Source organism: Rhodococcus sp. SORGH_AS_0301 (assembly GCF_030818285.1).
Classification (GTDB): Bacteria; Actinomycetota; Actinomycetes; order Mycobacteriales; family Mycobacteriaceae; genus Rhodococcoides.
Map to the genome: position 1 here is coordinate 181,243 of NZ_JAUTAC010000002.1, position 24,695 is coordinate 205,937.

The window sequence follows — 24,695 nt, forward strand, 5'->3', positions numbered from 1 at the left end:
TCGTCAACCACGCTCCGAACAACGAACGGACATCATCATGGCAAAGCGCAGCAAGGCCTACGAGGCCGCAGCAGCGAAGATCGATCAGGACCAGCTCTACTCGCCGCTCTCGGCGGCGAAGCTGGCCAAGGACACCGCGTCGAGCAAGTTCGATCCGACCGTCGAGGTCGCGATGCGCCTCGGCGTCGATCCCCGCAAGGCGGACCAGATGGTGCGCGGCACCGTCAACCTGCCCCACGGCACCGGTAAGACCGCCCGCGTCATCGTCTTCGCCGCAGGCGCGAAGGCCGACGAGGCCGTCGCCGCCGGTGCGGACGAGGTCGGCGCAGAGGACCTGATCGAGCGGATCCAGGGCGGATGGCTGGAGTTCGACGCAGCGATCGCCACCCCTGACCAGATGGCCAAGGTCGGCCGCATCGCCCGCGTTCTCGGACCGCGTGGCCTGATGCCGAACCCGAAGACGGGCACGGTCACCAACGACGTGACCAAGGCCGTCGGCGACATCAAGGGCGGCAAGATCAACTTCCGCGTCGACAAGCAGGCCAACCTGCACTTCGTCATCGGCAAGGCGTCGTTCGACGACGCCAAGCTGGTGGAGAACTACGGCGCAGCCCTGGACGAGATCCTGCGTGCGAAGCCGTCGTCGGCCAAGGGCCGTTACGTCAAGAAGATCACGGTCTCGACCACCACCGGACCGGGCATCCCGGTGGACCCGAACCGTACTCGGAACCTCCTCGAGGACGACGCGACCGCCTGAGTCACTCGCAGCACCGAAGAAGGCCGGCACCCCGTGAGGGTGCCGGCCTTCGTCGCGTTCTCAGGCCTTGGCGACGTTCGTGAGAATCGTGTCGACCACGCGGTCCACCAGGGCGTTCGGGATGTCGTGCGCCATGCCGTCGACGAGCACCAGCTCGGATCCGACCACGTGGCGCGCGATGGCCTTCCCGCCGGCGGGACGCACGAGGGGATCCGCCGTGCCGTGGATGACGACCGTCGGCGCCGTGATCCGCTTCGTGTACTTCGCGAGGCTCCCGGTTCCGGTGATCGCCGCGAGCTGACGGACGATGCCGGCCGGGTAGTAGCCGCGGTCGTACGCCTCGGTCGCGTCGGCGACACGTTCGTCCCGCGTGGTGGGGAACTGCTTGCTGCCGATCGTCTGGAACGTCGTCGCCTGGTGTTCGATGATCTGCTCGCGCGTCGCGTTCTTGGGCGGCGGCTTGAGCAGCGGCGCGAGCGCGCGGACGTCCGGCGGCGGCAGCAACGCCTCGTTGGTGCTGGAGAAGAGGATGGAGACCGAGCGGATGCGCTCCGGGTGCGACCCCGCGACCACCTGCGTGATCATGCCGCCCATCGAGGCGCCGACGATGTGGGCCGACTCGATGCCCAGGTGGTCGAGCAGGCCGACGGTGTCCTCGGCCATGTCCACCACCGTGTACGGAACCGAGCTCGACTGCCCGAGTTCGTGGCGGACCAGTCGCAGCAGGATGTTCCCCGTGACGCGCTGCCCGTCGAGCTTGCCCGAGAGTCCGATGTCTCGGTTGTCGAAGCGGATCACGCGATAGCCGGCGTCGATCAGCTTGCGGCAGAACGGCATCGACCACGTGAGCAGCTGGCAGCCCAGTCCCATGACGAGCAGGATCGGCGGGTTCTCGATGTCGCCCATGTCCTCGTAGGCGATGTCGACCGCGCCGACCGAGGCGGTGCCGGTACGGACCTCGACCTCGGTCTCGGAACGGCCGGTCTCGGAACGGCCGGTCTCGGGTGTGCCTGTCATACGTGGATCTCCTTACCAGCCGGGCTCACCGAGCAGCGGCAACGTGATGAAACTGGGGTCCGTCGGGTCGAGGTCGACGTCCTGCGCTCGCCATCGGGTGCGGAGGCGATCGGGCAGGATCGGCACGAATCGAGGCGCGTCGGCCGCGAAGATGTCGAGTCGCAGGCGGTGTCCGGGGTGCAGGACCGCCTCGGTCGAGAGTAGTTCGATGTCGAGGACGATCGGTTCGCCGGGGACCACGGGGAGCAGTGACTCGCGCGTGAGCGGGTGGTGGGCCACCAGGTAGTCACCCGACTCGGTGCGGATGCTCTCCTCGTCGTCGATCGCGCGGCGCGACGCCAGCAGCGCACCGTTGGTGAGCACGGTGGGAGTGCCGTCTGGAGCGACGTCGCACAGCATCACGGCCCACATCGACTCGCGGGCGCGCGCGACGGTGCGGACGTGGACGTTGGCGGGGCCCGAGTAGACGACGGTGGTCATGACGGGAGGCGTCGTGAACGTGAGCGCGTCACCCTCCGCGAAGCGGTTGTCGTAGGTGAAGCCGCCGCCGAGAACGGCCGGAACACCGGCCAGCACCTGCGTGGTGTCGCGGGAGACGACGGTGCGGAACCCGGGCTTCACCGTCAGACGGGCCGTGTCGGTCGGCGCCTCGAAGTGCAGGGACCCGTCGTGCCGACTGTGCGACGCGGTACCGGACGAGTCGGCGCTCAGGTAGAGGCGCCGAGCCACGGCGGCGGGCGCGGGGAATCGGCCGTGCGCTTCCCACCCGCCGCCCTGCTGACGCAGCGTGACCGGTCCGTAGCGGTCGATACCGTTGTCGATGCCGCGCAGCCACTTGTCGAACCAGGCGCGTTCGAGCACGTCGAGTCGCGGCGGGAACCCGGGTTCACCGAAGCCGATCCCGGGGTTGCCGTGGTACCCGTCGCCCACCAGAAGTTGCTTGCGCCCGCGTTCGACGGTGAGTCGGTTGTACATGTCGGGTGCCGCGCCGCCGAAGATGTCGTGCCAGCAGCCGTAGAGGAACGTGGGGACCGCGATGTCCTCGATGGTGGGATCGATGGTGTCGAAGGACGGGTCGTCGTAGATGCGCGGGTCCGAACCGGTGAGGAACCCGTTCACCAGATTGCTGATGTTCGTGGCGGGGGACCGTATGCGATCCGCGAGCCAGCCGACTCCGCCGCGTCGCAGGATCTGTACTGCCGGAACCCATTTGAGGGTGTTCACGGCGGTGAGCCACAGGGGGATGAAGAGCGACGGTGCGCCGCCGGTGGCGAAGATCTCGCGGACGATGTCCTCGGATCCCTCGACGGCGAACACGGCGTCCGGTCCCGCGCTGCCCGCGGCGGCGGCCTGCAGGGAGTTGATGGCGGAGTAGGAGATGCCGGCCATGCCGACGCGCCCGTCGCACCACGGCGACGCCCGGATCCACTCGAGGATCTCCAGGGTGTCGAGTTGTTCACGCGGGCCGAGGGTGTCCCACACGCCGGACGAGGAACCGGTGCCGCGCGCGTCGATGATGACCTGCACGTAGCCGCTACGGACGAGATGGCGGTTCACGGTGAGCAGATCCGCCGCACCGCCGGCGACGACGCGGGTGATCTCGGAGATGCCGTCGAACGGGGTTCCCGAGAGGTCGACGGAGCGGGACACGCGACGCAGCGCCGGCCCGAGCACGGGTGCGGCGAGGAGTGCGTCGATCGAGTCGAGCAGGACCGAGTTGTACGGGGTGATGTTGAGGACGACGGGGAAGCGGGAGGAGACGGATCGTCCACTCGCGTCGGCGGGGGACACGACGATGGCGCGGAGAACGGCTCCGTCCGTCATCGTGACGGCGGCGCCGCGGTCGATGTGCACACGGGGGAACTCGGGAGCGGACTCCACGAGTTCTGCCCATGCTCGGCCGTCGGCGCCGCCGGTGGGATCACGGTGGAAGGGCGAGACGACATGCTCGGGTTGCACCAGTGCATGGGCCGATGTCGTCGTCATGAACGTCGAGTCAACCTCATTGCTGTGACACGCGGTACACAACACGCCATTCCCGGCCCTTCGACAACGACGAGGGCACGTCGTCGTTCGATGTCACCAGGTGAGTGCGCTGCTACTTGCCGCCCTCGGGGGTTCCCTCGCTGTCGCTGAAGAAGGCCCACTCGCCGTCGTGCTCCACTTCGAGACGCCAGCCGAGCTCGGCGTCGTCGGACTTGCTCTCCTTGAACCAGGTGTGGGCGTCGGTGGAGTTGGGGATCTCCTTGGTGGCGACGACGGATCCGGTGGGGTCGAGTACGCGATAATTGGCCATGAGCACCGTGTTCCCTCGGGAGAGCACCTCTCAAACCGAGGGGGCTCCGCCCCCGTGCGCCTTTTGCGTACCCGGGGATGCGCACAAGGCGCACAGGGGCGTAGCCCTTTTGGTGTCTCCGGCGGCCCCGGGGTACTCTTCTCTTCGGACACCGTGCGGTCGTGATCTGCGATCGTGCGACGTTCACCTGATCTGTTCCACCCAAGACCGTTGGTCATCGTGGTCTCCGAAGAGGTTCGCCTCGTCGGAGATGGCGATTGAAGGTCCGGCCGAGCCGGCGACCCACGCAGGAGGACGAGGACCAGGGATACGTGTTGCTGACTCTCTCCGAGTCGCGCCGCCCGCATTCCGACGCCCCGTGTGCCCTGCACCGGGGCGTTTCTGCTTGTTCGGGCCGGGCCGACTCGACGCAACGAGAGGAGGCGAAGTATGGCAAAGGCTGAGAAGGTATCCGCGGTCGCGGAGATCTCCGAGCAGTTCAAGGGCGCCACGGCGGCCGTCGTCACGGAATACCGTGGCTTGTCGGTCACCCGTCTGACGGAGCTCCGTCGGGCCCTCGGTACCGGAGCTACGTACTCCGTCGCCAAGAACACCCTGGTCAAGCGTGCCGCAGCTGATGCGGGCATCGAAGGCCTCGACGACTTGTTCGTCGGTCCGACCGCCATCGCATTCATCGATGGTGAGCCGGTCGACGCTGCCAAGGCGATCAAGCAGTTCGCCAAGGACAACAAGGCGCTCGTCATCAAGGGCGGCTACATGGACGGCCGCGCGCTGTCCGTGGACGAGGTCAACAGGATCGCGGATCTCGAATCCCGAGAGGTCCTGCTGGCCAAGCTCGCCGGCGCGATGAAGGGCAACCTGGCAAAGGCCGCAGGCCTGTTCAACGCTCCCGCTTCGCAGGTCGCGCGTCTCGCGGCTGCGCTGCAGGAGAAGAAGGCTGCAGAAGAGGGCGCCTCGGCGCCGGAAGCCGCAGCTGCCGACTAGCTGATCCGCAAGGACTGCACACCCCCCCGTGCGGCCGGCCTCCGGCCTGCACGCAATCTCCTGTCCCCGGATCGGCGACAAGGACTTACAGAGAGGACCGCCACCATGGCGAAGCTCAGCACCGAAGAATTGCTCGACCAGTTCAAGGAGCTCACCCTCCTCGAGCTCTCCGAGTTCGTGAAGGCATTCGAGGAGACCTTCGAGGTCACCGCAGCTGCCCCCGTCGCCGTTGCTGCCGCAGGCGGAGCAGCTGCTCCCGCCGAGGCCGCTGAGGAGCAGGACGAGTTCGACGTCGTCCTCGAGGGCGCCGGCGACAAGAAGATCCAGGTCATCAAGGTCGTCCGTGAGGTCGTCTCCGGCCTGGGCCTGAAGGAAGCCAAGGACCTCGTCGAGAGCGCTCCGAAGGCCATCCTGGAGAAGGTGGACAAGGCTTCGGCCGACGCCGCCAAGGAGAAGCTCGAAGCTGCCGGCGCGAAGATTTCCATCAAGTGATCTAGCCCCACAGCGCAGAAGCGGCCGTACCCCTCGGGGTACGGCCGCTTTTTCTCGTGTCTGGCGACGGTGCGCGGAGTCAGCCCACGGTGGGCAGTGCGGCGCGGGCGAGAAGGTCTCCACCCGCAGCCCGGATCTCGATCTCCGCGACGTCGGGACGCAGCACCGCCGCGTTCATGCGGCAGTCGATGGTCACGGAGCTGCCGAGGAAGCTGCCCGAGGAACGATCCGCTCCGGTGCGGTCCACCAGAACCACCTCGAACGCTTCGTCGACCGGGACACCCTGCATGTCCAGGACCGTCTCGGTGCCCCACGTGTGAGCAACCAGGCCGCCGTCGACAGTGACGCCGGGACTCGACGCGGTGAAGTCGACCGTCTCGAAGGCGCCCAGCTGGCCCGGTGGTCCCTCGGCCTCGGGCGCCGCGATCGTGCTGTCGGTGGGCGTCTCGCCACCCCCGGTGCCGACCGTCTGCACACCGAGCACCGCCGCGACGCCCACCGCGATTCCGGCGACAGCTGCAGCGGCCGGGACGAGGCGACCGGGTGCGGACGGTCTGACAATGCGTCGTCGAAGCAGGTCACCGGGTTCCGCATCGACCCAGGTCAGTCCCGCTGCCGACCCCAGCGACGCGACCGTCTCGCGCATCTCACGGATCTCGTCGGCGACCGAGGTGTCCTCGGCCTCCAGAATGCGAAGCTCACGCCGCTCGGCGTCGGTCAGGTCGCCGGCCACCGCGGCCGCGATCAACTCCTCTCGTCGCGGATGTCCCGGAGTCATCAGGTCTCCTGACCGTCGAAGTGAGCGCGCAGGGCACGCAGTGCGTAGTACGCGCGGGTGCGCAGGGTGCCGATCGCGACGCCGGTGCCGGCCGACAGCTCCGCGTAGGACAGGCCGGTCAGGTGGATGGCCACCACCACCTGTCGATGTTCGGGGGACAGGGTGGCCAGACCCTCCACCACCCGCATCCGGGTCAGGACGTGATCGCTTCGATCGGGTTCCACGGCGTCGCCTTCCGTGACGGGGGAGGACGCGACCAGCGGAGTACGGCCTCGCGACCGCAGAGCATCCGCGACGACGTTGCGCGCGATGGCGAAGAGCCAGGTCCGAGTTCCACCCCGGGACTCGTCGAACCTGTCCCGCGCTCGCCACGCACGCACGAAGGTCTCCTGCACGCAATCCTCGGCGGCGACACGATCGTGCAACACGTTCACGGCGAAACCCAGCAGCGACGACGCGTGGGCGTCGTAGGCGGCCGTGAGATCGAACGTCCCGCTCTCGCGCGACCGGAAGATCGCCAGCGTCTGCCCCCTCGATGTCGGGGGAGGGGTGTACCCCGCCGGTGCCCGTGCAGGACGAACCCTACTCACCGTCGACGCCGCTCCGACCTCCATGGTGGGTGTACGTCGAGAAGTGCGACGACGTTCGACCGCGGTGAACGTTCCTGTCATTCCGGACGTATCCCCTCTCGAAGGACGTCCGCGCATCCCGATCGGAAGGTACGACCACCATGACGACACGCACTGCACGAGGAACGATCATCGTTGCGGGAGGCGCTGCGGCGTTCCTCGCGCTCACCGCTGCTCCCGCGGCAGCAGAGACGCCGGTCGGCGAACCGTCGTCGTTCACCAGTGCCTTCACGGCCATGGCGACTCCGGACCAGGTCCTGAACGCGGACGGCGTCGCGACGCCGGGTGAGCCCGGCGCGACCGGAACGTTCACGTTCCGCATCAACTCGGACGAGAACATCATCTGCTACGACATCACCCTCGAGGGCGTCACCGGCGACTACATGTCGCCGGCGAAGACGGCGACGCACATTCATCAGGCAGCAGTGGGTGCCGCGGGCCCGCCGCGCATCGCGTTCCCGAACCCGTCCCCGGTCGGCGACGGACCTCGCACCAGCAGCGGCTGCCTGCAGGGGCCGTTCACGACCGGCGTGATGGCGAACGGTGCCGACACCGGAACGAACTTCGACCTCGCGGCCATCGAGGCGAACGCCGCCGGGTTCGCCGCGGACAGTCACACCACCGCCTTCGCCGCCGGCGCAGTGCGCGGACAGCTGACCCCGATTCCCGTCGGCGGTGTGGAGACGGGCGCCGGTGGATCCGTCACCGACAGTTCGACCGCGACCGTCGCGGGTGCCGGTGCCGGTGCCGCCGTTCTGGGCGTGGCGGCCCTCGTCGGGCTGGGCGTCGCCCGTCGGCGGAACTCCTGATCGACCGACGCGGATGAGATGGTCGACGCGCGCGAGTGCGTTCCTCCTGGTGGGGCTGGTGGTCGCCTGCGCGCGACCACCGGCCGTACCGCCCACCGCGACGGCGGTGTCCGTCACGTCTCCTGCTGCCGCGACCGTGTCCGAGACGGGACCTCTCGTCCCGGCGCGGGTGTCGGTACCCGAGATGGGTCTGGACGAACCGTTGATCGAGCTGGGTCTGAACCCGGACAACACCATGGCGGTTCCCGAGGACCACGACGACGTCGGATGGTTCACCGGCGGCGGGCGGCCCGGGCGTCCCGGTGCGGCCGATCAGGTCGGACCCACGGTGCTGGCCGGTCACGTCGACTCGACCACGGGTCCTTCCGTGTTCTTCCGACTCCGCGACCTCGTGGTGGGAGACGACGTCACGGTCACCACGACAGAGGGCATCGAGGCCAGGTACCGGGTGACTGACATCGGCGACTACGCGAAATCCGAGTTCCCGACGGCGCGCGTGTTCGGCGCCGTCCCGCGCGACGAGATCCGACTGATCACGTGTGCCGGAGTGTTCGACGACGACGCGGGGTCCTACGAGAACAACCTCGTCGTCTTCGGCACCCGCGTGGGGTGATGCGACACCTCAGGCGAGGGAGAAGTTCTCGCCGCGGTGGTAGGCCGCCAGGGACGACTCGGTCTCGCGGATCGACGGCGGGTGGAACGCGAACGCCGACACGACGGACTGCAGGTACGCGATGTCCGGGTCGGTGATGAACGCGATGCCGCCCAGCGCTGTCACGGCGGCGTCGACCGCGCGTCGCAGCGCGCCTCGAAGCGCGATGCGGCAGAACAACAGTCGAGCCGAGATGTCGGCGCCGCGCTCACCCGAGTCCATCGCTGCGGCGACGGCCTCGAGGCCCGCGATCGCCGCTTCGAGCTCGGCGGCCGCCGAGGTGTAGACGCTGTCGCTGACTTTCGGGTGCCCCACGAGACGCTCCACGAGCGCCGTGGCCGCGCCGATGTACCCGGCGGAGGCGAGGATGCCGAACCACAGGAACCCGGTGAGCTCGTGCATGCCCTCCGGATCGTCCAGCGCGCCGACCATGGTCAGCGACACCGGCACGCGCACGTCCTCGAGGACGACCTCCTCGCTCTCCGCACCCGCGAGAACGGGCGTCGTCCAGAACGGACGCACCGAGACACCGGGCATCGACGCGGGGATGAGGGCGACCGCCTTGCGTGTCTTGCCGCCCTTCTTCTCGCGTGTCGCGACGCTGGCGGCGAGGAAGTCCATCGAGGCCGACAGACTGCACGGCTTCTTGCTGCCGTTGACGACGTAGTCGCCGTCGTCGTAATAGGCGTCCACGGACGGCACCAGCGTGCTGCCCACGCCCTCCGCGAAGCCGGACGCGATGATCGACTTCTGTTCGATGAGGCCGGCGACGAGCGGCAGCTCCTCCTCGGGACCCGCCATGGCGATCTCGATGATCGTGGCGATCGACAGGTGGTGCATCGTGACGGCGGCGGCGAGCGACGGGGAGGCCGCGCCGATGGCCCGGTGGACGCGCAGTGCCTCGACGGCGGTCGCGCCGAGTCCGCCGAGCGAGGTGGGTGCGATGAGTCCGCACCCGCCCGCGTCGCGGAACGTCGCGATGGCGTCGCTGCCGGGCGCCTCGAGCACGGACAGCGGCGTGGCCTCGAGGTAGGTGGCGAGGGCGGGCAGCAGGCGACGGAGCGTGGCGCGTTCGGTGGACATGAGCCGCGACGGCTGCGCGGTCCCGTCGGACGCGAGAGCTGCTCTGTCAGCGAGAACGGACACGTACCGGCCTTTCGTCGAAGAAGGGTGACCGTGGCTGGGACGGGTGTGGGACACGTGCCAGCACGTCACTCGATACCGCAGTATTCGGGGTCGGCGACGGCCTCGATGGCGCCCGTCTCAACTGCTGTTGCATGACACAAGTGCAGTCGTGTTCGTTGGCAACTACTCACAGGTCGCGGCACCCTCGGGCCGCCTGTGCTGACCGTAGGCTCGAATCACAGACGTCTCCCGTCGCACGGGTCTCCCGGACCGGCGAGCGCACTCGCGTCACGTACCGATCCCCCAATCTTGGAGCGAACATGAGCTCGCAGAGAATGCTCGACCGAATCCGCCACGACAAGAGGATCTGGGCCCATCGTGTGCTGACGAAGCACGACCAGAACCCGTTCTTCCGCGTCATGAAATCGGTCAACGCGCCGGTCGTCGACGTGGAGGACCGCAGCGTCATCATGCTCGGTTCCAACAATTACCTCGGCCTCGCCGACCACCCGCTGGTGCGCGCGGGAGCCGCTGCGGCACTGGACAAATACGGCGCAACGGTCACGGGCAGCCGGTTGCTCAACGGCACCATCTCGCTGCACACGGAACTCGAGGAAGCGCTCGCCGACTGGCACGGGACCGAGCAGGCGCTGGTCTTCACGACCGGCTACCAGGCGAACCTGGGCGGTATCAGCGCGCTGTGCGGTGTGGGTGACACCATCATCGTCGACTCGGCCGCGCACGCGTCCATCTACGATGCCTGCCGCCTCTCACGCGCCACCATCCGCGCCTTCCGTCACAACCGGGTGGACCTGTTGGAGGAGAAGCTCTCCCGCTCCACCGGCGTCGTCATGGTGGTCGTGGACGGTCTCTACTCGATGCACGGCGACCTGGCCCCGCTCGACGAGATCGCCGCGGTCTGCGAGAAGTACGACGCGGCACTGTTCGTCGACGAGGCGCACAGCGTCGCGGTCATGGGCGCGAAGCGCACCGGTGCCGCCGAGCTGTTCGGTATCGAGGACGACATCGACGCCCGGATGGGCTGCCTCTCCAAGGGACTCGGGTCCTCGGGCGGTTTCGTGGCCGGCTCGAAGGACATCGTGGACGCCATGCGCGTGCATGCGCGCACGTTCCTGTTCACCACCGCGGGCGTGCCTGCTGCCCTCGGCGCGGCGCTCGCCTCCGTGCAGCTCATGCAGACCGAGGAGGGCGCCGAGCGCGCCACCCGCACACTCGCGAACGCGCGCTACCTGCACGACGGGCTCGTGGCGGCCGGTGTCGACGTGCACGCGCCGAGCCCTCTCCCGGACGGTACGGACATGGTCTCGCCCATCGTCCCCGTGAACGTCCGTGACGACCTGCGCACCGTCAACACGTGGCGGAAGCTGTGGGACGCGGGCATCTTCGCATCCGCCGCCATGTTCCCGGCGGTGGCCCGCGACGGTGCACTCCTGCGTCTGTGCGTCCAGCCCGATCACACCACCACCCAGCTCGACTACGTGGTGGAGCAGATGGGCCTGTTCCTCGGCGAGAACTCGTCCACGTCCGAGGTGGCGTCGGCCGAGGTGGGGGCAGCGCTCGCCGCGCCGGCGCCGGCATCGGTCTGACCCGGTGGTGACACAGGTCGACCAGCGCACGACGTACGACTGTGCCGCCGCGGTGCTGCACGCGACCCTCACCGACGAGAGATACTGGCAGGACCGGATCGCCGAGATCGGTGGCGGCAGTCGAGTGGTGGAGCATCGCGTCGAGGAGGGCCTGACCACCTCGGTGGTCGACCAGGACCTCGAGGCCGCGGCACTGCCGAAGGCGTTGCAGCGCTTCGCCGGAGCGTCGATGTCGGCACGGTGCACCGAGTCGTGGCAGTCGGTGCGCGAGGACGGGTCCGCGCAGGGCCACTACACCCTGCGGGTCGCCCGGATGCCCGTGGTGATCGACGGGGAACTCGAACTTCTCGCGACCGGAGCGCAGCAGTGTGTGCTCCAGTTCGTCGGTACGGTCGACGCGTCGATCCCGGTGATGGGTCCGGTGGTCGAGAAGATCATGGTCGGCGAGATCGACAAGAGTTTCTCCGCCGAGCGCGAGTTCACCCAGTCGTGGCTCGCCCTCCGGACCTGAGCCCTCTCATCTGCGGCGCGGGAGTGCGCGCAGGATCGCCTCCAGCACCTGGCGCTGACCACGGCCGGACGTGACGGTCGTTCCGCGCGGCACCGACACGGTCCGGTAGGAACCCGAGACCGGCTGTGGTGCCTGGTGTTCGACTGCTCGTAGACGTCGGGGCAGGCGCGGTCCGTTCCGTGCGGCGAGCAGACCGTCCGTGCCCGGTACCGCCGTCAGCGTGTCGTCTCCCCGGCGGAGGGCCGCGGCCGTCCGTCGGGTCCTGGTGCGCGGAACCCGCACGAGGAGAACGTCGGTCCCCGCGAACTCACCGGCCGCAGCGTCGATCGCCTCGGCTCGTGCCCGGCGTCCGGCGCGCCCGCGGATGCCGGTACCGAGACCGTGGCCGGGGGCGTCGAGCAGCACCACCCGCGGGCCGTGATCGGCCAGTGTCCGTGCCAGACCGGTGGCGTATCGCGCATGGGAGCCGCGGGGCAGCGCGAGAACGACCGTCGGGGCCGAGGTGTCGGTCCCCTCGTGGATCTCGGCGTGCACCGAGCCCGTCGACGTGCGGATCTGGCGGTGCTCGCACGAGGAGACCGCGCGATCGAGCTCGGCGCTGAAGGGCTTCATGTCCGGGTCAACGTCGCCCCACGTCCGTACGCGGCGAGTGGCGCCGTCCAGGGCCGCCTCGCACACGTGATGACGGACCGGCGCGTGGCGGGTCGACAGGATGGGGCGCCCGTTGAGCAACACCATGACGGCCGCGGCCTCGGCGGACGACATCGTCGGGGTCCACCCGGTGGCGCGTTCGAAGGCCGTCGAGTCGACGGCCGCCTCGCCCGAGGAGATCCAGTGGCTGGAGAACGGCAGGATGCGGAGCGCGTACGCGAGATCGACCACGGTGCGCAGGACTCGACGCGGGATCGGCAGCACCAACTGGCCCTGCATCGCACCGAGTTCGCGTACCCCGAGCCAGTCGCGCGGACCCAGGTTGAAGGGGCCGTTCACGGGTGTCCGGACGGCCCGGTGGAAGGCGTCGGCCAGGTCGTCCTCGTGCAGGAACTGGTAGCGGGACTGCGCCGGATCGGGGAAGGCCACCACGGACTGCGTGAGGGTGTCGATGCCGTCGTTCGAGAAGTGGGTGCCCACGATGTAGGTGGGGCGCAGCATCGAGATGGTCATGCCGCCCTCGTGCCGGCGCAGCCACCACTCGACGAAGTGTTCCACCTCTGCCTTGTCGAAGAAGTAGTAGCGCAACGGATCCGACGTCGGGAACTCCTCCTCGGTGACGGGCACCGGAAGGTCCTCGCGTCCGTAAGCGCTGACACTCGAGGCGATGACCATCGACCGCACACCGGCCCGGTGCGCGCACTCGACGGCGTTGCGCGAGCCCTCCAGATTGGTCTCGTGGATCGCGGCCTTGTCGCGCTGCTCCTCCACGACGAAAGCCAGGTGGATCACCACGTCACAGCCGGCGAAGGCAGTCTCGAGTTCGGGGGAGCGGATGTCCATCGCGATCGAGCGGAGTTTCGGGTGCCGCACGCGCGGTGCCCGGCGACCCAGCCCGATGACCCGGTCGATCTCCGGATCATCCAGCAGCACAGGGAGAATGACAGCACCCGAAATCGCTCGTCGCACCGGTGACGGCGACGGTCAGGCCGCTCACCGTTCGTCCGAGCTGAACTGTCGGGTGGTGTCCTGTGGGTCCGTCATGACGACTCCTGTGGTGCGGTGGTGGCGGGGAAGCAGGACCGCGACGACGACGGCGCAGGCGAAGACGGCCGCGGCGGCGAGGTAGGACGCCACCTCGGACCCGGCCATCGCGGCTTCCTTCATGGACAGGACGAGGTTGTCGCGCACCGCGGAGAACATCTCGGGGAGCGGGTACTGCTGGATCTGCTGCACGCTGAGGAAGCTGCCGTTCACGTACTCCCGGTCGCGGTCCGAGAGGATCTCCGACGGAATGGTCGCGACGAGTGGGCCGACGGTGGTGTTGTAGTACGAGGCGGTCACGGATCCGAGCACCGCGACACCGAGAGTGCCGCCGAGTTCCCGCGTCGTGTCGTTCACGGCCGAGCCGGCGCCGGCCTCGTCGATGGGCACGGAGGACATGATGGACTCGGTCGCGGGACCCTGGATCACGGCGATGCCGACTGCGAGCACGATCATCGTGGGCAGCAACAGCCCGACGTACGAGCTGTCGATGCCGACCTGACCCGCCATGATCATGCCGATGCCCACCAACAGCAGGCCCGCGACGATCACCGGCATGGTGCCGATCCGCTGTGCCAGCGAGGTCGCGGTCGGTGCGCTCACCGCGAGGGCCACCGCGAACGGCAGTGTGGCGACACCGAACTCGAGCGGCGAGTAGCCGCGGACGCCCTGGAAGTACTGGGTGATGAGGAAGACGTACCCGAAGAGCGAGAAGTAGGCGACCGAGATCGCGAGCGCCGGCATCGCGAAGGGTCGCAACCGGAACAGGCGCACGTCGAGGATCGGGCTGGACACGCGCGACTGGCGTACGACGAAGGCGGACAACAGAACCAGGGACACCGCGCTCCCGCCGAGCGTGGGCACGGTCACCCAACCGTGACCCGGCGCTTCGATGAGTGCGTACACCAGGAGCGAGACCCCCGAGAAGGACAGGGCGACACCGGGCAGATCGAGCGGACCGGTGGCCGCAGCACGTGATTCGGGCACCACGGCGACGATGCCGATCACCGCGACGACGGCGACCGGCACGTTCAGCCAGAACACGGAGTGCCAGGTGAAGTGTTCGATGAGCCACCCACCCGAGACCGGCCCGATCGCGATGGCGACACCGGCGATCGAGGCCCACACCCCGATGGCCACGGCGCGGTCCGCGGGAGTGCGGAACAGGTCGATGATCACCGCCAGGGTCGCGGGCAGCGCGGCGGCGGCGAAGACCCCCATCAGTGCGCGCGAGGCGATCAGTTGCGGCAGGTCGTCGGCCACCGCGCCCACCACCGACATCGCGGCGAGACCCACGACGCCGATCAGCAGCATGCGGCGCCGCCCGATGCGGTCGGTGATGTTGCCGAACGCCAGCAGCAGACCGCAGAACGTGAGGATGTACGCGTCGACTATCCACTGCAGCCCCGTGAAGCCGGCGCGGAGGTCGGTGGAGATGTCGGGCAGAGCGACGTTGACGACGGTGTTGTCGAGCACGACCAGCAGTTCGACGAGACAGATGACGAGGAAGGCGATCATCCGCCGCGGTGACGAGAGGAGGTGGGACGACGACCGCGGCGGCGGCGCGGCGTGCCGGCCGGTCATGACGGCGAGTCCGGGCCGCTGCCCGGGGCGGAGCCGACGTCCTTCGTTGCGGCGAGACGGTCCACCGCGCGCTCGTCCGAGGTCTGCGGTGCCAGCATGCCCGTGGTGCGGTACGAGGCGGGGAAGAAGAAGAAGACCAGTGCGGCACAGACGAACACGGCTCCGGCCGCCACGTACGCGGCGATGGACGATCCGCGCAGAGCGGCTTCCTTCATCTCCAGGATCAACTGTGCGCGTTGCGGTTCGAACATCGCGGGCAGGTCTCGCTTCTGGATCTCGATGACACTGAGCACGCTGGACTGCGCGTAGCCCTTCTCGGTCTCGCTCATGATGGCGGTGGGGATCCGTTCGACGAGCGGCCGCACCGTCGACACGTAGTAGGAGGCGACGATCGACCCGAGCACCGCGACACCGAGAGTGCCGCCGATCTCGCGGGTGGTGTCGTTCACCGCGGCACCGGCTCCGGCCTCGTCGAGGGGGAGCGAGGACATGATGGATTCCGTCGCGGGGCCCTGGATGATCGCGATGCCCACCGCGAGCAACAGCATCGCGGGCAGGACGAGCGTCAGGTAGGAGCTGTCGATCTCGACGCGGCCCGCGACGAGCAGTCCTGCGCCGATGAGGACGAGCCCGGTCACGAGAACCGGCATCGTGCCGATCTTCTGCGCGACGATCGTCGACACCGGGGAGCTGACGGCCAGCGCGGCGGCGAAGGGCAGTGTCGCGATGCCGAATGCGAGAGGTGAGTACTCGCGCACTCCCTGGAAGTACTGGGTGATGAGGAACAGGAAGCCGAAGAGACTGAAGAATCCCACCGCGATCGACACGGCCGGCCACGCGAACGGACGGATGCGGAAGAGCGACACGTCGAGCACGGGGGACGAGATGCGTCGCTCCCGCTGGACGAACAGCACGAGGAACACCGCGGCGAGCACGAGACCGCCGATCGTCCGCCACGACGTCCAGCCGAAGTTCGGTGCCTCGATGACCACGAACACCAGCAGGGTGACGCCGGCGATCGACAGGATCACGCCGGGTACGTCGAGCGGGCCCACCGCCGAGGCCTTCGACTCGGGGACGATCAGCACCACGAGCACGACGGCGACGAGGGCGACGGGGACGTTCATCCAGAACACCGAGTGCCAGGAGAAGTGTTCGAGCAGCCAGCCGCCCGACACCGGTCCGATCGCGACGGCCACGCCGGCGATGGACGACCACACGCCGATGGCGAGAGCCCGCTCCTGCGGCTTCGGGAACAGGTTGGTGATGACGGCCAGGGTGGCGGGCAGGACCATCGCGGCGAAGACGCCCATGACCGAGCGTGAGGTCAGGACGTGGGCGAGGGAGTCGCCGAGCGCACCGATCACCGACGCGGTGCCCAGGCCCGTGAGGCCGACGACGAGGAACAGCTTGCGCCCGTACCGGTCACCGAGGTTGCCGAACGCCAGGAGCAGGCCGGAGAAGGTGAGGGTGTACGCGTCGACGACCCACTGCAGGCCCGAGATGCCCGTCGCCAACTCGATGCCGATGGACGGCAGCGCCACGTTGATGATGGTCATGTCGAGGACGATGAGGAGTTCGGCGATGCAGATGACGCCGAAGGCCGCGAGTTGGCGACGCCGACCGATCTCGGTGCGGACACCGAACGTCGAGTGCCCCCTCGACCCGGGCGTGCCCGTGTCGTCCTTCGAGCTGCTGCCCATAGCGTGATCCCCCGTATTCCCCCCGGACCCCGCCCGCGGATGCAGCGCGGCGAGTGTCGTGCGCGAGCGCAACGCTAGGTGTCACGACGGCACTGTCGACGCTAACGGCGGGAGCGCGGGAGAAGTCGGTGTGACGTCACAGAGTTGCGTCAGCGAGCCGGTGACGCCGTACGACGCTGCAGGTGGGAGCGCCCGTCCCGCGCCACGTGGCGTGAGCCCGGGCCGCCCGCGCGTGCACCGCCGCCACCAATTTCGGCCTTGTCGGCTCCGTTCCCTCGTGAATCGGGCGTTCATGGGTCACACTTCTATCCGGAGACTGCGGCCAGGTCGGGGGACGTGTTACTGGGCGGTAAGGTCCGTGGTCGTTGCGACCACTCGGCTGGGTTAGAGTGACGCGACGCACACAGGTGTCGACGCGTTCGCGTCGTGTGCGACGAGCAGTGGGAGGGATCCACATGGGTGTCGAGGTTTCGGTCGAGGGATTGACCAAGTCGTTCGGTGTGCAGAAGATCTGGCAGGACGTCACGTTGACGCTCCCGAAGGGTGAGGTCAGTGCTCTCCTGGGGCCGTCCGGTACCGGTAAGTCCGTCTTCCTCAAGTCGCTCATCGGCCTTCTCCGACCGGAGGAGGGTTCGATCGTCGTCGACGGCACGGACATCATGGAGTGCTCGTCCAAGGAGCTCTACGAGATCCGCAAGTTGTTCGGCGTGCTCTTCCAGGACGGCGCCCTCTTCGGCTCCATGAACCTGTACGACAACACCGCCTTCCCGCTTCGTGAGCACACGAAGAAGAAGGAGGACGAGATCCGCAGCATCGTCATGGAGAAGCTCGAGCTGGTCGGTCTGACCGGTGCCGAGAACAAGCTCCCCGGCGAGATCTCGGGCGGTATGCGCAAGCGTGCCGGTCTGGCGCGTGCGCTCGTCCTCGACCCCGAGATCATCCTGGTGGACGAGCCCGACTCGGGCCTCGACCCGGTGCGCACCACCTACATCAGCCAGCTGCTGCTCAACATCAACGCCCAGATCGACGCGACGATGCTGATCGTCACGCACAACATCAATCTCGCGCGCACGGTGCCGGACAACATCGGCATGCTGTTCCGCAAGAACCTCGTCATGTTCGGTCCGCGCGAGGTGCTGCTCACCTCCGACGAGCCCGCCGTGAAGCAGTTCCTGAACGGCACGATGATCGGGCCGATCGGCATGAGCGAGGAGAAGGACGAGGCGCAGATGCGCCAGGAGCAGGCCCTCTCCGATGCCGGCCACAACCTCGGCGGTGTCGAGGATGTGGAGGGCATCATGCCGCAGATGGATCCCACGCCCGGCATGCCGCGTCGTCAGGCCGTGGATCGTCGTCGCGACCGGGTGCGCAGCATCATGCACACGCTGCCCGAGCACGCACAGCACGCCATCCAGCAGAGCCTCGACGAGGCGGACGGCCAGGACGGCCGTCAGGCGGAGCCGGCGTACGCGGGTGCTCAGCAGGGCTACCAGGAGTCGTACGGTCAGCAGTCGGGCCACGACCAGCAGCCGGCCTACGGCAACCAGAGCTACGACCAGGGCCAGAGCTACGACCAGGGTCAGACGTACGACCAGAACCGGTCGTACGACCAGAATCAGGGCTACAGCAACCAGGGGTGGAGTGAGCCCGGCCAGGACCGGAACGACGGTCTCCCTTCCAGTGGCTCGCGGGGCTGACCGAAAACAATGGCTAAAACGAAGAACCCGATTCTCAAGTCGGGCACTGCAGCGCTGGCCCAGGCAGGAAACATCGTCGAACTTCTCGTCGATGTCGCGCGCAACACCTTCCGGCGCCCCTTCCAATTCCGCGAATTCATCGAACAGGCCTGGTTCATCGCCAGCGTCACCATTCTTCCGACCGCGCTGGTCGCCATTCCGTTCGGCGCGGTGGTCTCCCTGCAGACCGGGTCGCTGATCAAGCAGCTCGGCGCCGAGTCCTTCACCGGTGCCGCCAGCGTGCTGGCGGTGGTCCAGCAGGGCAGTCCCATCGTGGTGGCGTTGCTCATCGCGGGTGCGGCGGGATCGGCCGTGACGGCCGACCTCGGTTCACGCACCATCCGCGAGGAGATCGACGCCATGCGCGTGCTCGGCATCGATCCGGTGCAGCGCCTGGTCGTTCCCCGCGTGCTCGCGATGATTCTCGTCGCGCTGCTGCTCAACGGCCTGGTGTCGGTCATCGGCATCGCCGGTGGTTACTTCTTCAACGTGATCCTGCAGGACGGAACGCCCGGCGCGTACCTGGCGTCGTTCTCCACGTTGGCGCAGCTGCCCGACCTGTGGGTCGGTGAGCTCAAGGCCGTCGTGTTCGGTCTCATCGCCGGCGTCATCGCGTCCTACAAGGGGCTGCATCCCAATCCCGGTCCGAAGGGCGTGGGTGAAGCGGTGAACCAGACCGTCGTCATCACGTTCCTGATCCTGTTCTTCGCCAACCTGATCATGACGTTGGTCTACCTGCAGGTCGTCCCTGCGAAGGGAGGGTGAGCGATGACCATCGCTCGTGGTCGTGGAGACCGCACCCTGCTCCGGCTCCGTAGCGCGGCCTCGGCTCCGCTCGGTGTGCTGGACCGTGCCGGTGAACAGATGTCGTTCTACGGACGCGCGATCGGGTGGATCCCGAAGACGGCCGTGCACTACAAGAAGGAGACCCTCCGCCTGCTCGCGGAGGTGACGTTCGGTTCCGGCGCTCTCGCCGTCATCGGCGGCACCATCGGCGTCATCCTGATGATGTCCGGGTTCACCGGTGTCGTCGTCGGTCTGCAGGGCTTCGCGGCGCTCGAACAGCTCGGCAGCCAGGTGCTGACGGGCTTCCTGTCGGCGTACGTGAACACCCGTGAGATCGCGCCCATCGTGGCGTCCCTCGCGCTGTCCGCGACCGTCGGCTGCGGCTTCACCGCCCAGCTCGGCGCCATGCGCATCTCCGAGGAGATCGACGCACTCGAGGTCATGGCCGTTCCGTCCGTGCCGTTCCTGGTGTCGACGCGCATGATCGCCGGATTCATCGCCGTCATTCCGCTGTACATCGTCGGCCTGCTGTCCGCCTATCTCGCGTCCCGCTTGGTGAGCACCGTCTTCAACGGTCAGTCACCGGGCTCGTACGACCATTACTTCACGCTCTTCCTGCCCCCGGAGGACGTGCTCTACTCCTTTGCCAAGGTGCTGGTCTTCGCCTTCGTGCTCATCATGATCCACTGCTACTACGGCTACACCGCGTCGGGCGGACCCGCCGGCGTCGGGGTGGCCGTCGGTCGTGCCGTGCGTGCCGCACTGGTCACGGTCGCGGTGCTGAACTTCTTCCTGAGCCTCGCCATCTGGGGCACCACGACGACGGTGAGGGTCGCCGGATGAACCACGCTCCGTCGGCGACACGTCGTCGCCTCCTCGGAATCGGATTCCTGCTCGTCGTCGTTCTCTTCGTCGCCTGGAGCATCACGACCTTCAACAAGACGTTCAAGGACGTCGTCATGGTCGACCTGATCACCGACACCGTCGGCAACGCGCTGCCCGCCAACGCGGACGTGAAGGCGCGCGGGATGATCGTCGGCGAGGTGCGGTCCGCCACCACCGAGAACGGTGAGGTCACGTCCGAGCTGGCACTCGATCCCGGTCTCGTGGGCACCATCCCCTCCAACGTCACCGCCCGGTTGCTGCCGAAGACGCTCTTCGGCGAGCGCTACGTCGCGCTCCAGATCCCCGAGAACTCCGCCGGCGCCAGCCCTCTCGCCGAGGGCGCGGTGATCCGTCAGGACACCAGCGGCAACGCGGTCGAGGTCGGGCAGCTGCTCGACTCGCTGCTCCCGCTCCTCGACGCCATCCCGCCGCAGGATCTCGCCAACACGCTCGGTGCGCTGTCGCAGGCTCTCGAGGGCAACGGCGAGCGGCTCGGTCTGACTCTCGACCGGCTCGAGGAGATCTTCTCGGGTCTGAACGACGAGCTGCCGAACATCCAGCAGGATCTCGTCGGCATCGCCGACCTGTCGGAGACGTACTCGACCGCCGCTCCGGATCTGATCGACGCGCTCGACAACCTGCGCGTCACCGGGAACACGGTGGTGGAGAAGCAGAACGACGTCACCACGCTCCTGGCGAGCGCCACCGCGTCGTCGGGCTCGCTGGCCGACCTGGTGCAGACCAACGCCGAGTCCATCGTGTCCATCGCGGCGGACTCCCGCGAGGCGCTCGAACTGCTCGCCGAGTTCTCCCCGTCGTTCGGCTGCACGTTCACCGAGTTCGTCCGTGTCGCCGACGAGGCGAAGAAGATCCTCTCGGTCGACGACGCGTACCCCGGCGTCCGCGCGTCGATCAACTTCGTCAACCCCAAGGGGCGCTACATCCCCAACCAGGACGAGCCGCGACTGTTCGACACCCGTGGCCCGTCGTGCTTCGAGAACGTGACCACACCCGGCAAGTTCTTCCCGCAGTACCCGGGCAGCGGCGTCAACGACGGCTCCTACCAGGTGCCGTCGCGCAACCCCGGCCCCGCGGTCGACCCCGGCGCACTGCCCAACCCGCTGCAGTCGCCCGTCCCGGCGGCCTACGCCGGATCGGACATCGAACGGGACACGCTGGCGGTGGTCTACGGCGGAGGCTCCGGCATCTCCCCGGACCAGGTCCCCGCGTGGACCACCCTGGTGGGCGCTCCGGCGCTCCGCGGCACGGAAGTGAGTGTGCGATGAGAGGCCTAGCGGCACCGCTGATCAAGCTGATCGTCTTCGCGGTGGTGACCATTCTTGCGACGGCCGCCCTGGCGTTGACCATCGCCAACGGAGCCGGGTCCGGCAAGACCAAGTTCTCGGCCATCTTCACCGACGTCTCCTCGCTCAACGAGGGCGACGAGGTGCGCATCGCCGGCGTGCGCGTCGGCCAGGTGGAGAAGATCGAGATCCACGAGCGTGACCTGGCTCAGGTGGACTTCGCGCTGACCGAGCGTGAATGGCTGCCGGCCTCCACCACCGCGACCATCCGCTACCGAAACCTGATCGGGCAGCGCTACATCGCGCTCGAGCAGGGCACGGGCGACCAGGGCGAGAAGATCACCAGCGGAGCCACCATCCCGCTCGATCGGACGTCCCCCGCGGTGAACCTGACGACACTGTTCAACGGCTTCCGTCCGCTGTTCCAGACGCTGACGGCCGACGACGTGAACAAGCTGTCCTACGAGATCATCCAGGTCTTCCAGGGTGAGTCCGGCACCATCGGCGATCTGGTGCGGGACACCGCGAGCCTGACCAACACGGTCGCGGACAAGGATCAGGTCATCGGGGCGGTCATCGACAACCTCAACGGGGTCCTCGACACGGTGAACCAGCACGACAAGGAACTCGACCAGTTGATCGTGAACACCCAGGCGCTGGTGTCGGGGCTGTCGGCGGATCGTGACACCGTCGGCTCGGCGGTCACCTCGCTGGCCGGTCTGACCGACGCGACAGCGGATCTGCTCGAGCCGACTCGTCCGTCCATCCAGTCGGCCATCTCGTCGATCGACGGACTGTCGACCAAGATCAACAATCGGCAGCAGGACTTCGACAACATCCTGTCGAACTTCCCGGTCAAGCTCGAGAAGCTGATCCGCGTCGCCAGCTACGGCTCGTGGTTCCAGTTCTACCTGTGCGGCATCGACATCGTCGCCGGGCCGGGCTACGCGCCGCAGCTCAACCTCCCGACAGGACTGCCCACCATCAATCAGCCGCTGTACACCAACTCCGCGAAGCGTTGCGCCGCAGGAGGTATCTCGTGACGAAACGCAAGCCCGCGGTGCTGGGTGCCCTCGGCATCTTCATCATCCTGATGGCGACGCTGTCCGCGTTCTTCCTCGACTCGCTGCCGATCATCGGTGCCGGATCGAAGTACACCGCGAACTTCTCCGAAGCGGCCGGTCTGCGCGCCAGCAACGAGGTGCGGATCGCCGGCGTGAAGGTCGGCAAGGTCACCGACGTCGCCCTCGACGGCGACAAGGTGAAGGTCGAGTTCACGGTCAGTGACGCGTGGGTCGGCGACAAGACGTCGGCGTCCATCCAGATCAAGACGTTGCTCGGACAGAAGTTCCTCTCGCTCGAGCCCAAGGGCGAGGAGCGGCTGAACCCGCGCGACGCGATCCCGATCGACCGCACGACGGCCCCCTACGACGTCATCGACGCGTTCTCCGACGCCGCCCGCACCACCGGCGACATCGACACGACGCAGCTCGCGACGAGCATGGAGACGCTGTCGCAGGCGTTCTCCGAGACGCCGGAGAACATCCGCGCGTCGCTCGACGGTGTCACGCGGTTGTCCGAGACCATCTCCTCCCGTGACGACGAGCTGAGCAAGCTCTTCGCCGCGACCGACAAGACGACGCAGGTCCTCGCCGACCGCAACCAGGAGTTCACCAAGCTGATCGGTGACGCCTCGGTCCTGTTGCAGGAGTTGAACAATCGGCAGCAGTCCATCTCGCAGCTGCTCATCGGCACGCAGCGGGTGTCCACTCAGCTGACCGGTCTGATCCGCGACAACGAGGCACAGATCGGGCCCGCACTCCAGTCGCTGGGTCAGGTCATCGACACCCTGAAGACCAACAACCAGAACATCGCCGAGGCGATCAAGCTGTACTCGCCGTTCGTCCGGCTGTACACCAACATCGTCGGTAACGGCCGCTGGTTCGATCAGGTCATCGTCAACACCTTCCCGCCCGGTCTCCCGGACATTCCGGGATACCGTGAGCCGATTCGCACCCTCGGTGTGGATCCCGTCCGTAGTCCGGGAGCAGGCCAGTGACCGCATCCACCGACCAGGAAGCCCCGTCGAACGGCGGCTTCTTCAGCAAGCGCAACCTGGGAATCATCGCTGCCGTCGTCGCTGTCGTGGTGCTGGTCGTGTTCGCGCTGTGGTGGGCCTTCACCCGCCTCGGCACCACCACCATCACGTCGTACTTCGACAAGACGGTCGGCGTGTACGAGGGCACCGAGGTTCGCGTCCTCGGCGTCAAGGTCGGCACCGTCACCAAGGTCGAGGGCCTGGGCGATCAGGTGCAGGTCGACATGCGCGTCGATCGCGGCGTCGACATCCCCGCCGATGCCCGCGCCGTCCAGCTCGCGCCGTCCGTCGTCGCCGACCGCTACGTCCAGCTCGCGCCGGCGTACACCGGCGGCGAGAAGATGGAGTCCGGTGCCGTGATCCCACGCGAGCGCACGGCCACTCCCGTCGAGGTCGACGAGCTGTACAAGAGCATCGACGAGCTGTCGGCCGCGCTCGGACCGAACGGTGCCAACCAGAACGGCGCCGTCTCCGACCTCGTGACCACCGGCGCGCAGAACCTGGCCGGAAACGGTGAGGCGCTGAACGATTCGCTGACCCAGCTCTCCGGTGCCGTCGAGACGCTCGACTCGTACCGCGGCGATCTGTTCGGCACGATCCAGAATCTGCAGACGTTCGTCAGTGCACTGTCGGCGAACGACCAGCAGGTGCGTGCCTTCAACAATCAGTTGTCCTCGCTGACGAGCTTCCTGGCGGGGGAGCGGGAGAACCTCGGCCTCGCGCTGAACCAGCTCTCGGTCACGCTCGGTGACGTCGCCACCTTCGTGCGGGACAACCGGGACCAGCTGTCCAACGATCTCGACGACCTCGCTCCGACCACGCAGTTGCTCGCCGACAACCGCCAGAACCTGGCGGACACGTTGACGCTGCTGCCGCTGGCCGTCGCGAACGTCGCGAACTCCTACAACGCCGAGTCCGGATCGCTGGACGCGCGCCTGATCTTCCAGGAGTTCCAGGATCCGAAGACGTTCTTCTGCAATCTCATCGATCTGCAGAAGCTGCGCCCGGGCGATCCGCAGTTCGAGGCGCTCGGCCGTCAGATGCAGCCGATCGTCGACAACTGCGGCGCGATCATCGACCAGGCCGTCGCCGGTGTGAAGACGCCGACGCTGGTTCTGCCGTTCGGGTTGCTCAGTGCGGACAACATCCAGCGCAACGTCGAGCCCGGCACCGTGCCCGGTGTCGAATCGCCGCGGGTCGACGACCTGCAGCTTCCGGGCCTGAACATTCCTGCGGAAGGGGAGTGA

23 protein-coding genes are annotated in these 24,695 nt (G+C 67.8%); 14 read left to right on the forward strand and 9 right to left on the reverse strand.

Annotated features, from left to right (window positions below; genetic code table 11):
- The first annotated feature begins 37 nt into the window (after positions 1-37).
- On the forward strand, positions 38-757 hold the full coding sequence (gene rplA / locus QE397_RS01680; RefSeq protein WP_027504557.1) for a 50S ribosomal protein L1: 720 nt from the start codon (positions 38-40) through the stop codon (positions 755-757).
- A 60-nt stretch (positions 758-817) separates the two neighbouring features.
- On the opposite strand, the gene QE397_RS01685 is transcribed toward rplA, so the two are convergent.
- The 3 genes from QE397_RS01685 to QE397_RS01695 all read right to left on the reverse strand — a co-directional run bounded on the left by QE397_RS01685 (position 818) and on the right by QE397_RS01695 (position 4,070).
- Positions 818-1,663: an alpha/beta fold hydrolase gene (locus tag QE397_RS01685; protein WP_373425272.1), complete on the reverse strand. Its 846-nt coding sequence runs from the start codon at positions 1,661-1,663 to the stop codon at positions 818-820.
- Positions 1,664-1,786: 123 nt separating this feature from the next.
- On the reverse strand, positions 1,787-3,760 hold the full coding sequence (locus QE397_RS01690; protein ID WP_307091261.1) for a CocE/NonD family hydrolase: 1,974 nt from the start codon (positions 3,758-3,760) through the stop codon (positions 1,787-1,789).
- A gap of 112 nt (positions 3,761-3,872) precedes the next feature.
- Positions 3,873-4,070, reverse strand: coding sequence for a hypothetical protein (locus QE397_RS01695; protein ID WP_027504559.1), 198 nt, complete (start codon positions 4,068-4,070; stop codon positions 3,873-3,875).
- A gap of 429 nt (positions 4,071-4,499) precedes the next feature.
- Here QE397_RS01695 and rplJ point away from each other — a divergent pair, with 429 nt between their 5' ends.
- Together rplJ and rplL are read left to right on the forward strand one after the other, a co-directional pair.
- Positions 4,500-5,054 (forward strand): 50S ribosomal protein L10, encoded by a 555-nt coding sequence (gene rplJ, locus QE397_RS01700; protein WP_027504560.1) that lies wholly within the window; start codon positions 4,500-4,502, stop codon positions 5,052-5,054.
- 105 nt (positions 5,055-5,159) lie between these two features.
- Positions 5,160-5,546: a 50S ribosomal protein L7/L12 gene (gene rplL, locus QE397_RS01705; protein ID WP_027504561.1), complete on the forward strand. Its 387-nt coding sequence runs from the start codon at positions 5,160-5,162 to the stop codon at positions 5,544-5,546.
- A 79-nt stretch (positions 5,547-5,625) separates the two neighbouring features.
- Here rplL and QE397_RS01710 read toward each other — a convergent pair whose 3' ends face one another.
- Positions 5,626-6,324, reverse strand: a complete 699-nt coding sequence (locus QE397_RS01710; protein WP_307091265.1) for a hypothetical protein — start codon at positions 6,322-6,324, stop codon at positions 5,626-5,628.
- Entirely contained in the window at positions 6,324-6,995 is a 672-nt protein-coding gene (locus QE397_RS01715; RefSeq protein ID WP_307091266.1) for a sigma-70 family RNA polymerase sigma factor, read from the reverse strand. Before QE397_RS01715 ends, QE397_RS01710 begins: the two co-directional genes overlap by 1 nt.
- A 59-nt stretch (positions 6,996-7,054) precedes the next feature.
- On the opposite strand from QE397_RS01715, the gene QE397_RS01720 reads away from it, so the two are divergent.
- Positions 7,055-7,762, forward strand: coding sequence for a CHRD domain-containing protein (locus QE397_RS01720; RefSeq protein ID WP_307091268.1), 708 nt, complete (start codon positions 7,055-7,057; stop codon positions 7,760-7,762).
- 13 nt (positions 7,763-7,775) lie between these two features.
- A complete protein-coding gene (locus tag QE397_RS01725) occupies positions 7,776-8,375 on the forward strand; it encodes a class F sortase (RefSeq protein WP_307091270.1) in 600 nt (199 codons plus the stop codon).
- Between the two features lie 9 nt (positions 8,376-8,384).
- Here the strand turns inward: QE397_RS01725 and QE397_RS01730 are convergent, their stop codons facing one another.
- On the reverse strand, positions 8,385-9,560 hold the full coding sequence (locus QE397_RS01730) for an acyl-CoA dehydrogenase family protein (RefSeq protein WP_231476216.1): 1,176 nt from the start codon (positions 9,558-9,560) through the stop codon (positions 8,385-8,387).
- A gap of 299 nt (positions 9,561-9,859) precedes the next feature.
- Between QE397_RS01730 and QE397_RS01735 the strand changes: the two genes are divergently transcribed.
- Together QE397_RS01735 and QE397_RS01740 are read left to right on the forward strand one after the other, a co-directional pair.
- Positions 9,860-11,146 carry an aminotransferase class I/II-fold pyridoxal phosphate-dependent enzyme gene (locus tag QE397_RS01735; protein WP_081821120.1) on the forward strand — a complete coding sequence of 429 codons (1,287 nt, stop codon included), beginning with the start codon at positions 9,860-9,862 and terminating at the stop codon, positions 11,144-11,146.
- 4 nt (positions 11,147-11,150) lie between these two features.
- Complete coding sequence (locus tag QE397_RS01740; RefSeq protein WP_307091273.1) at positions 11,151-11,657, forward strand: DUF2505 domain-containing protein; 507 nt, start codon at positions 11,151-11,153, stop codon at positions 11,655-11,657.
- A 6-nt stretch (positions 11,658-11,663) separates the two neighbouring features.
- Here the strand turns inward: QE397_RS01740 and QE397_RS01745 are convergent, their stop codons facing one another.
- From QE397_RS01745 to QE397_RS01755, 3 genes are read right to left on the reverse strand one after another with little or no spacing between them, the layout of a single operon-like run.
- Complete coding sequence (locus QE397_RS01745; protein WP_373425202.1) at positions 11,664-13,241, reverse strand: NAD-dependent epimerase/dehydratase family protein; 1,578 nt, start codon at positions 13,239-13,241, stop codon at positions 11,664-11,666.
- 60 nt (positions 13,242-13,301) lie between these two features.
- Positions 13,302-14,936: an MFS transporter gene (locus tag QE397_RS01750; RefSeq protein ID WP_307091276.1), complete on the reverse strand. Its 1,635-nt coding sequence runs from the start codon at positions 14,934-14,936 to the stop codon at positions 13,302-13,304.
- Positions 14,933-16,639 carry an MFS transporter gene (locus QE397_RS01755; protein WP_222645484.1) on the reverse strand — a complete coding sequence of 569 codons (1,707 nt, stop codon included), beginning with the start codon at positions 16,637-16,639 and terminating at the stop codon, positions 14,933-14,935. Before QE397_RS01755 ends, QE397_RS01750 begins: the two co-directional genes overlap by 4 nt.
- Positions 16,640-17,094: 455 nt before the next feature.
- Between QE397_RS01755 and QE397_RS01760 the strand changes: the two genes are divergently transcribed.
- From QE397_RS01760 to QE397_RS01790, 7 genes are read left to right on the forward strand one after another with little or no spacing between them, the layout of a single operon-like run.
- Positions 17,095-18,336: an ABC transporter ATP-binding protein gene (locus QE397_RS01760; RefSeq protein WP_307091280.1), complete on the forward strand. Its 1,242-nt coding sequence runs from the start codon at positions 17,095-17,097 to the stop codon at positions 18,334-18,336.
- Between the two features lie 9 nt (positions 18,337-18,345).
- Positions 18,346-19,140 (forward strand): ABC transporter permease, encoded by a 795-nt coding sequence (locus QE397_RS01765; RefSeq protein ID WP_027504566.1) that lies wholly within the window; start codon positions 18,346-18,348, stop codon positions 19,138-19,140.
- A gap of 3 nt (positions 19,141-19,143) precedes the next feature.
- Positions 19,144-20,004, forward strand: a complete 861-nt coding sequence (locus tag QE397_RS01770) for an ABC transporter permease (RefSeq protein ID WP_027504567.1) — start codon at positions 19,144-19,146, stop codon at positions 20,002-20,004.
- The gene (locus QE397_RS01775) at positions 20,001-21,332 is read left to right on the forward strand and encodes an MCE family protein (RefSeq protein ID WP_027504568.1); all 1,332 of its coding nucleotides are present in this window, start codon (positions 20,001-20,003) and stop codon (positions 21,330-21,332) included. Before QE397_RS01770 ends, QE397_RS01775 begins: the two co-directional genes overlap by 4 nt.
- Positions 21,329-22,393: an MCE family protein gene (locus QE397_RS01780; protein WP_027504569.1), complete on the forward strand. Its 1,065-nt coding sequence runs from the start codon at positions 21,329-21,331 to the stop codon at positions 22,391-22,393. Before QE397_RS01775 ends, QE397_RS01780 begins: the two co-directional genes overlap by 4 nt.
- Positions 22,390-23,409, forward strand: coding sequence for an MCE family protein (locus QE397_RS01785; protein WP_037184706.1), 1,020 nt, complete (start codon positions 22,390-22,392; stop codon positions 23,407-23,409). Before QE397_RS01780 ends, QE397_RS01785 begins: the two co-directional genes overlap by 4 nt.
- Before the next feature lie 56 nt (positions 23,410-23,465).
- A complete protein-coding gene (locus QE397_RS01790; RefSeq protein ID WP_261781554.1) occupies positions 23,466-24,695 on the forward strand; it encodes an MCE family protein in 1,230 nt (409 codons plus the stop codon).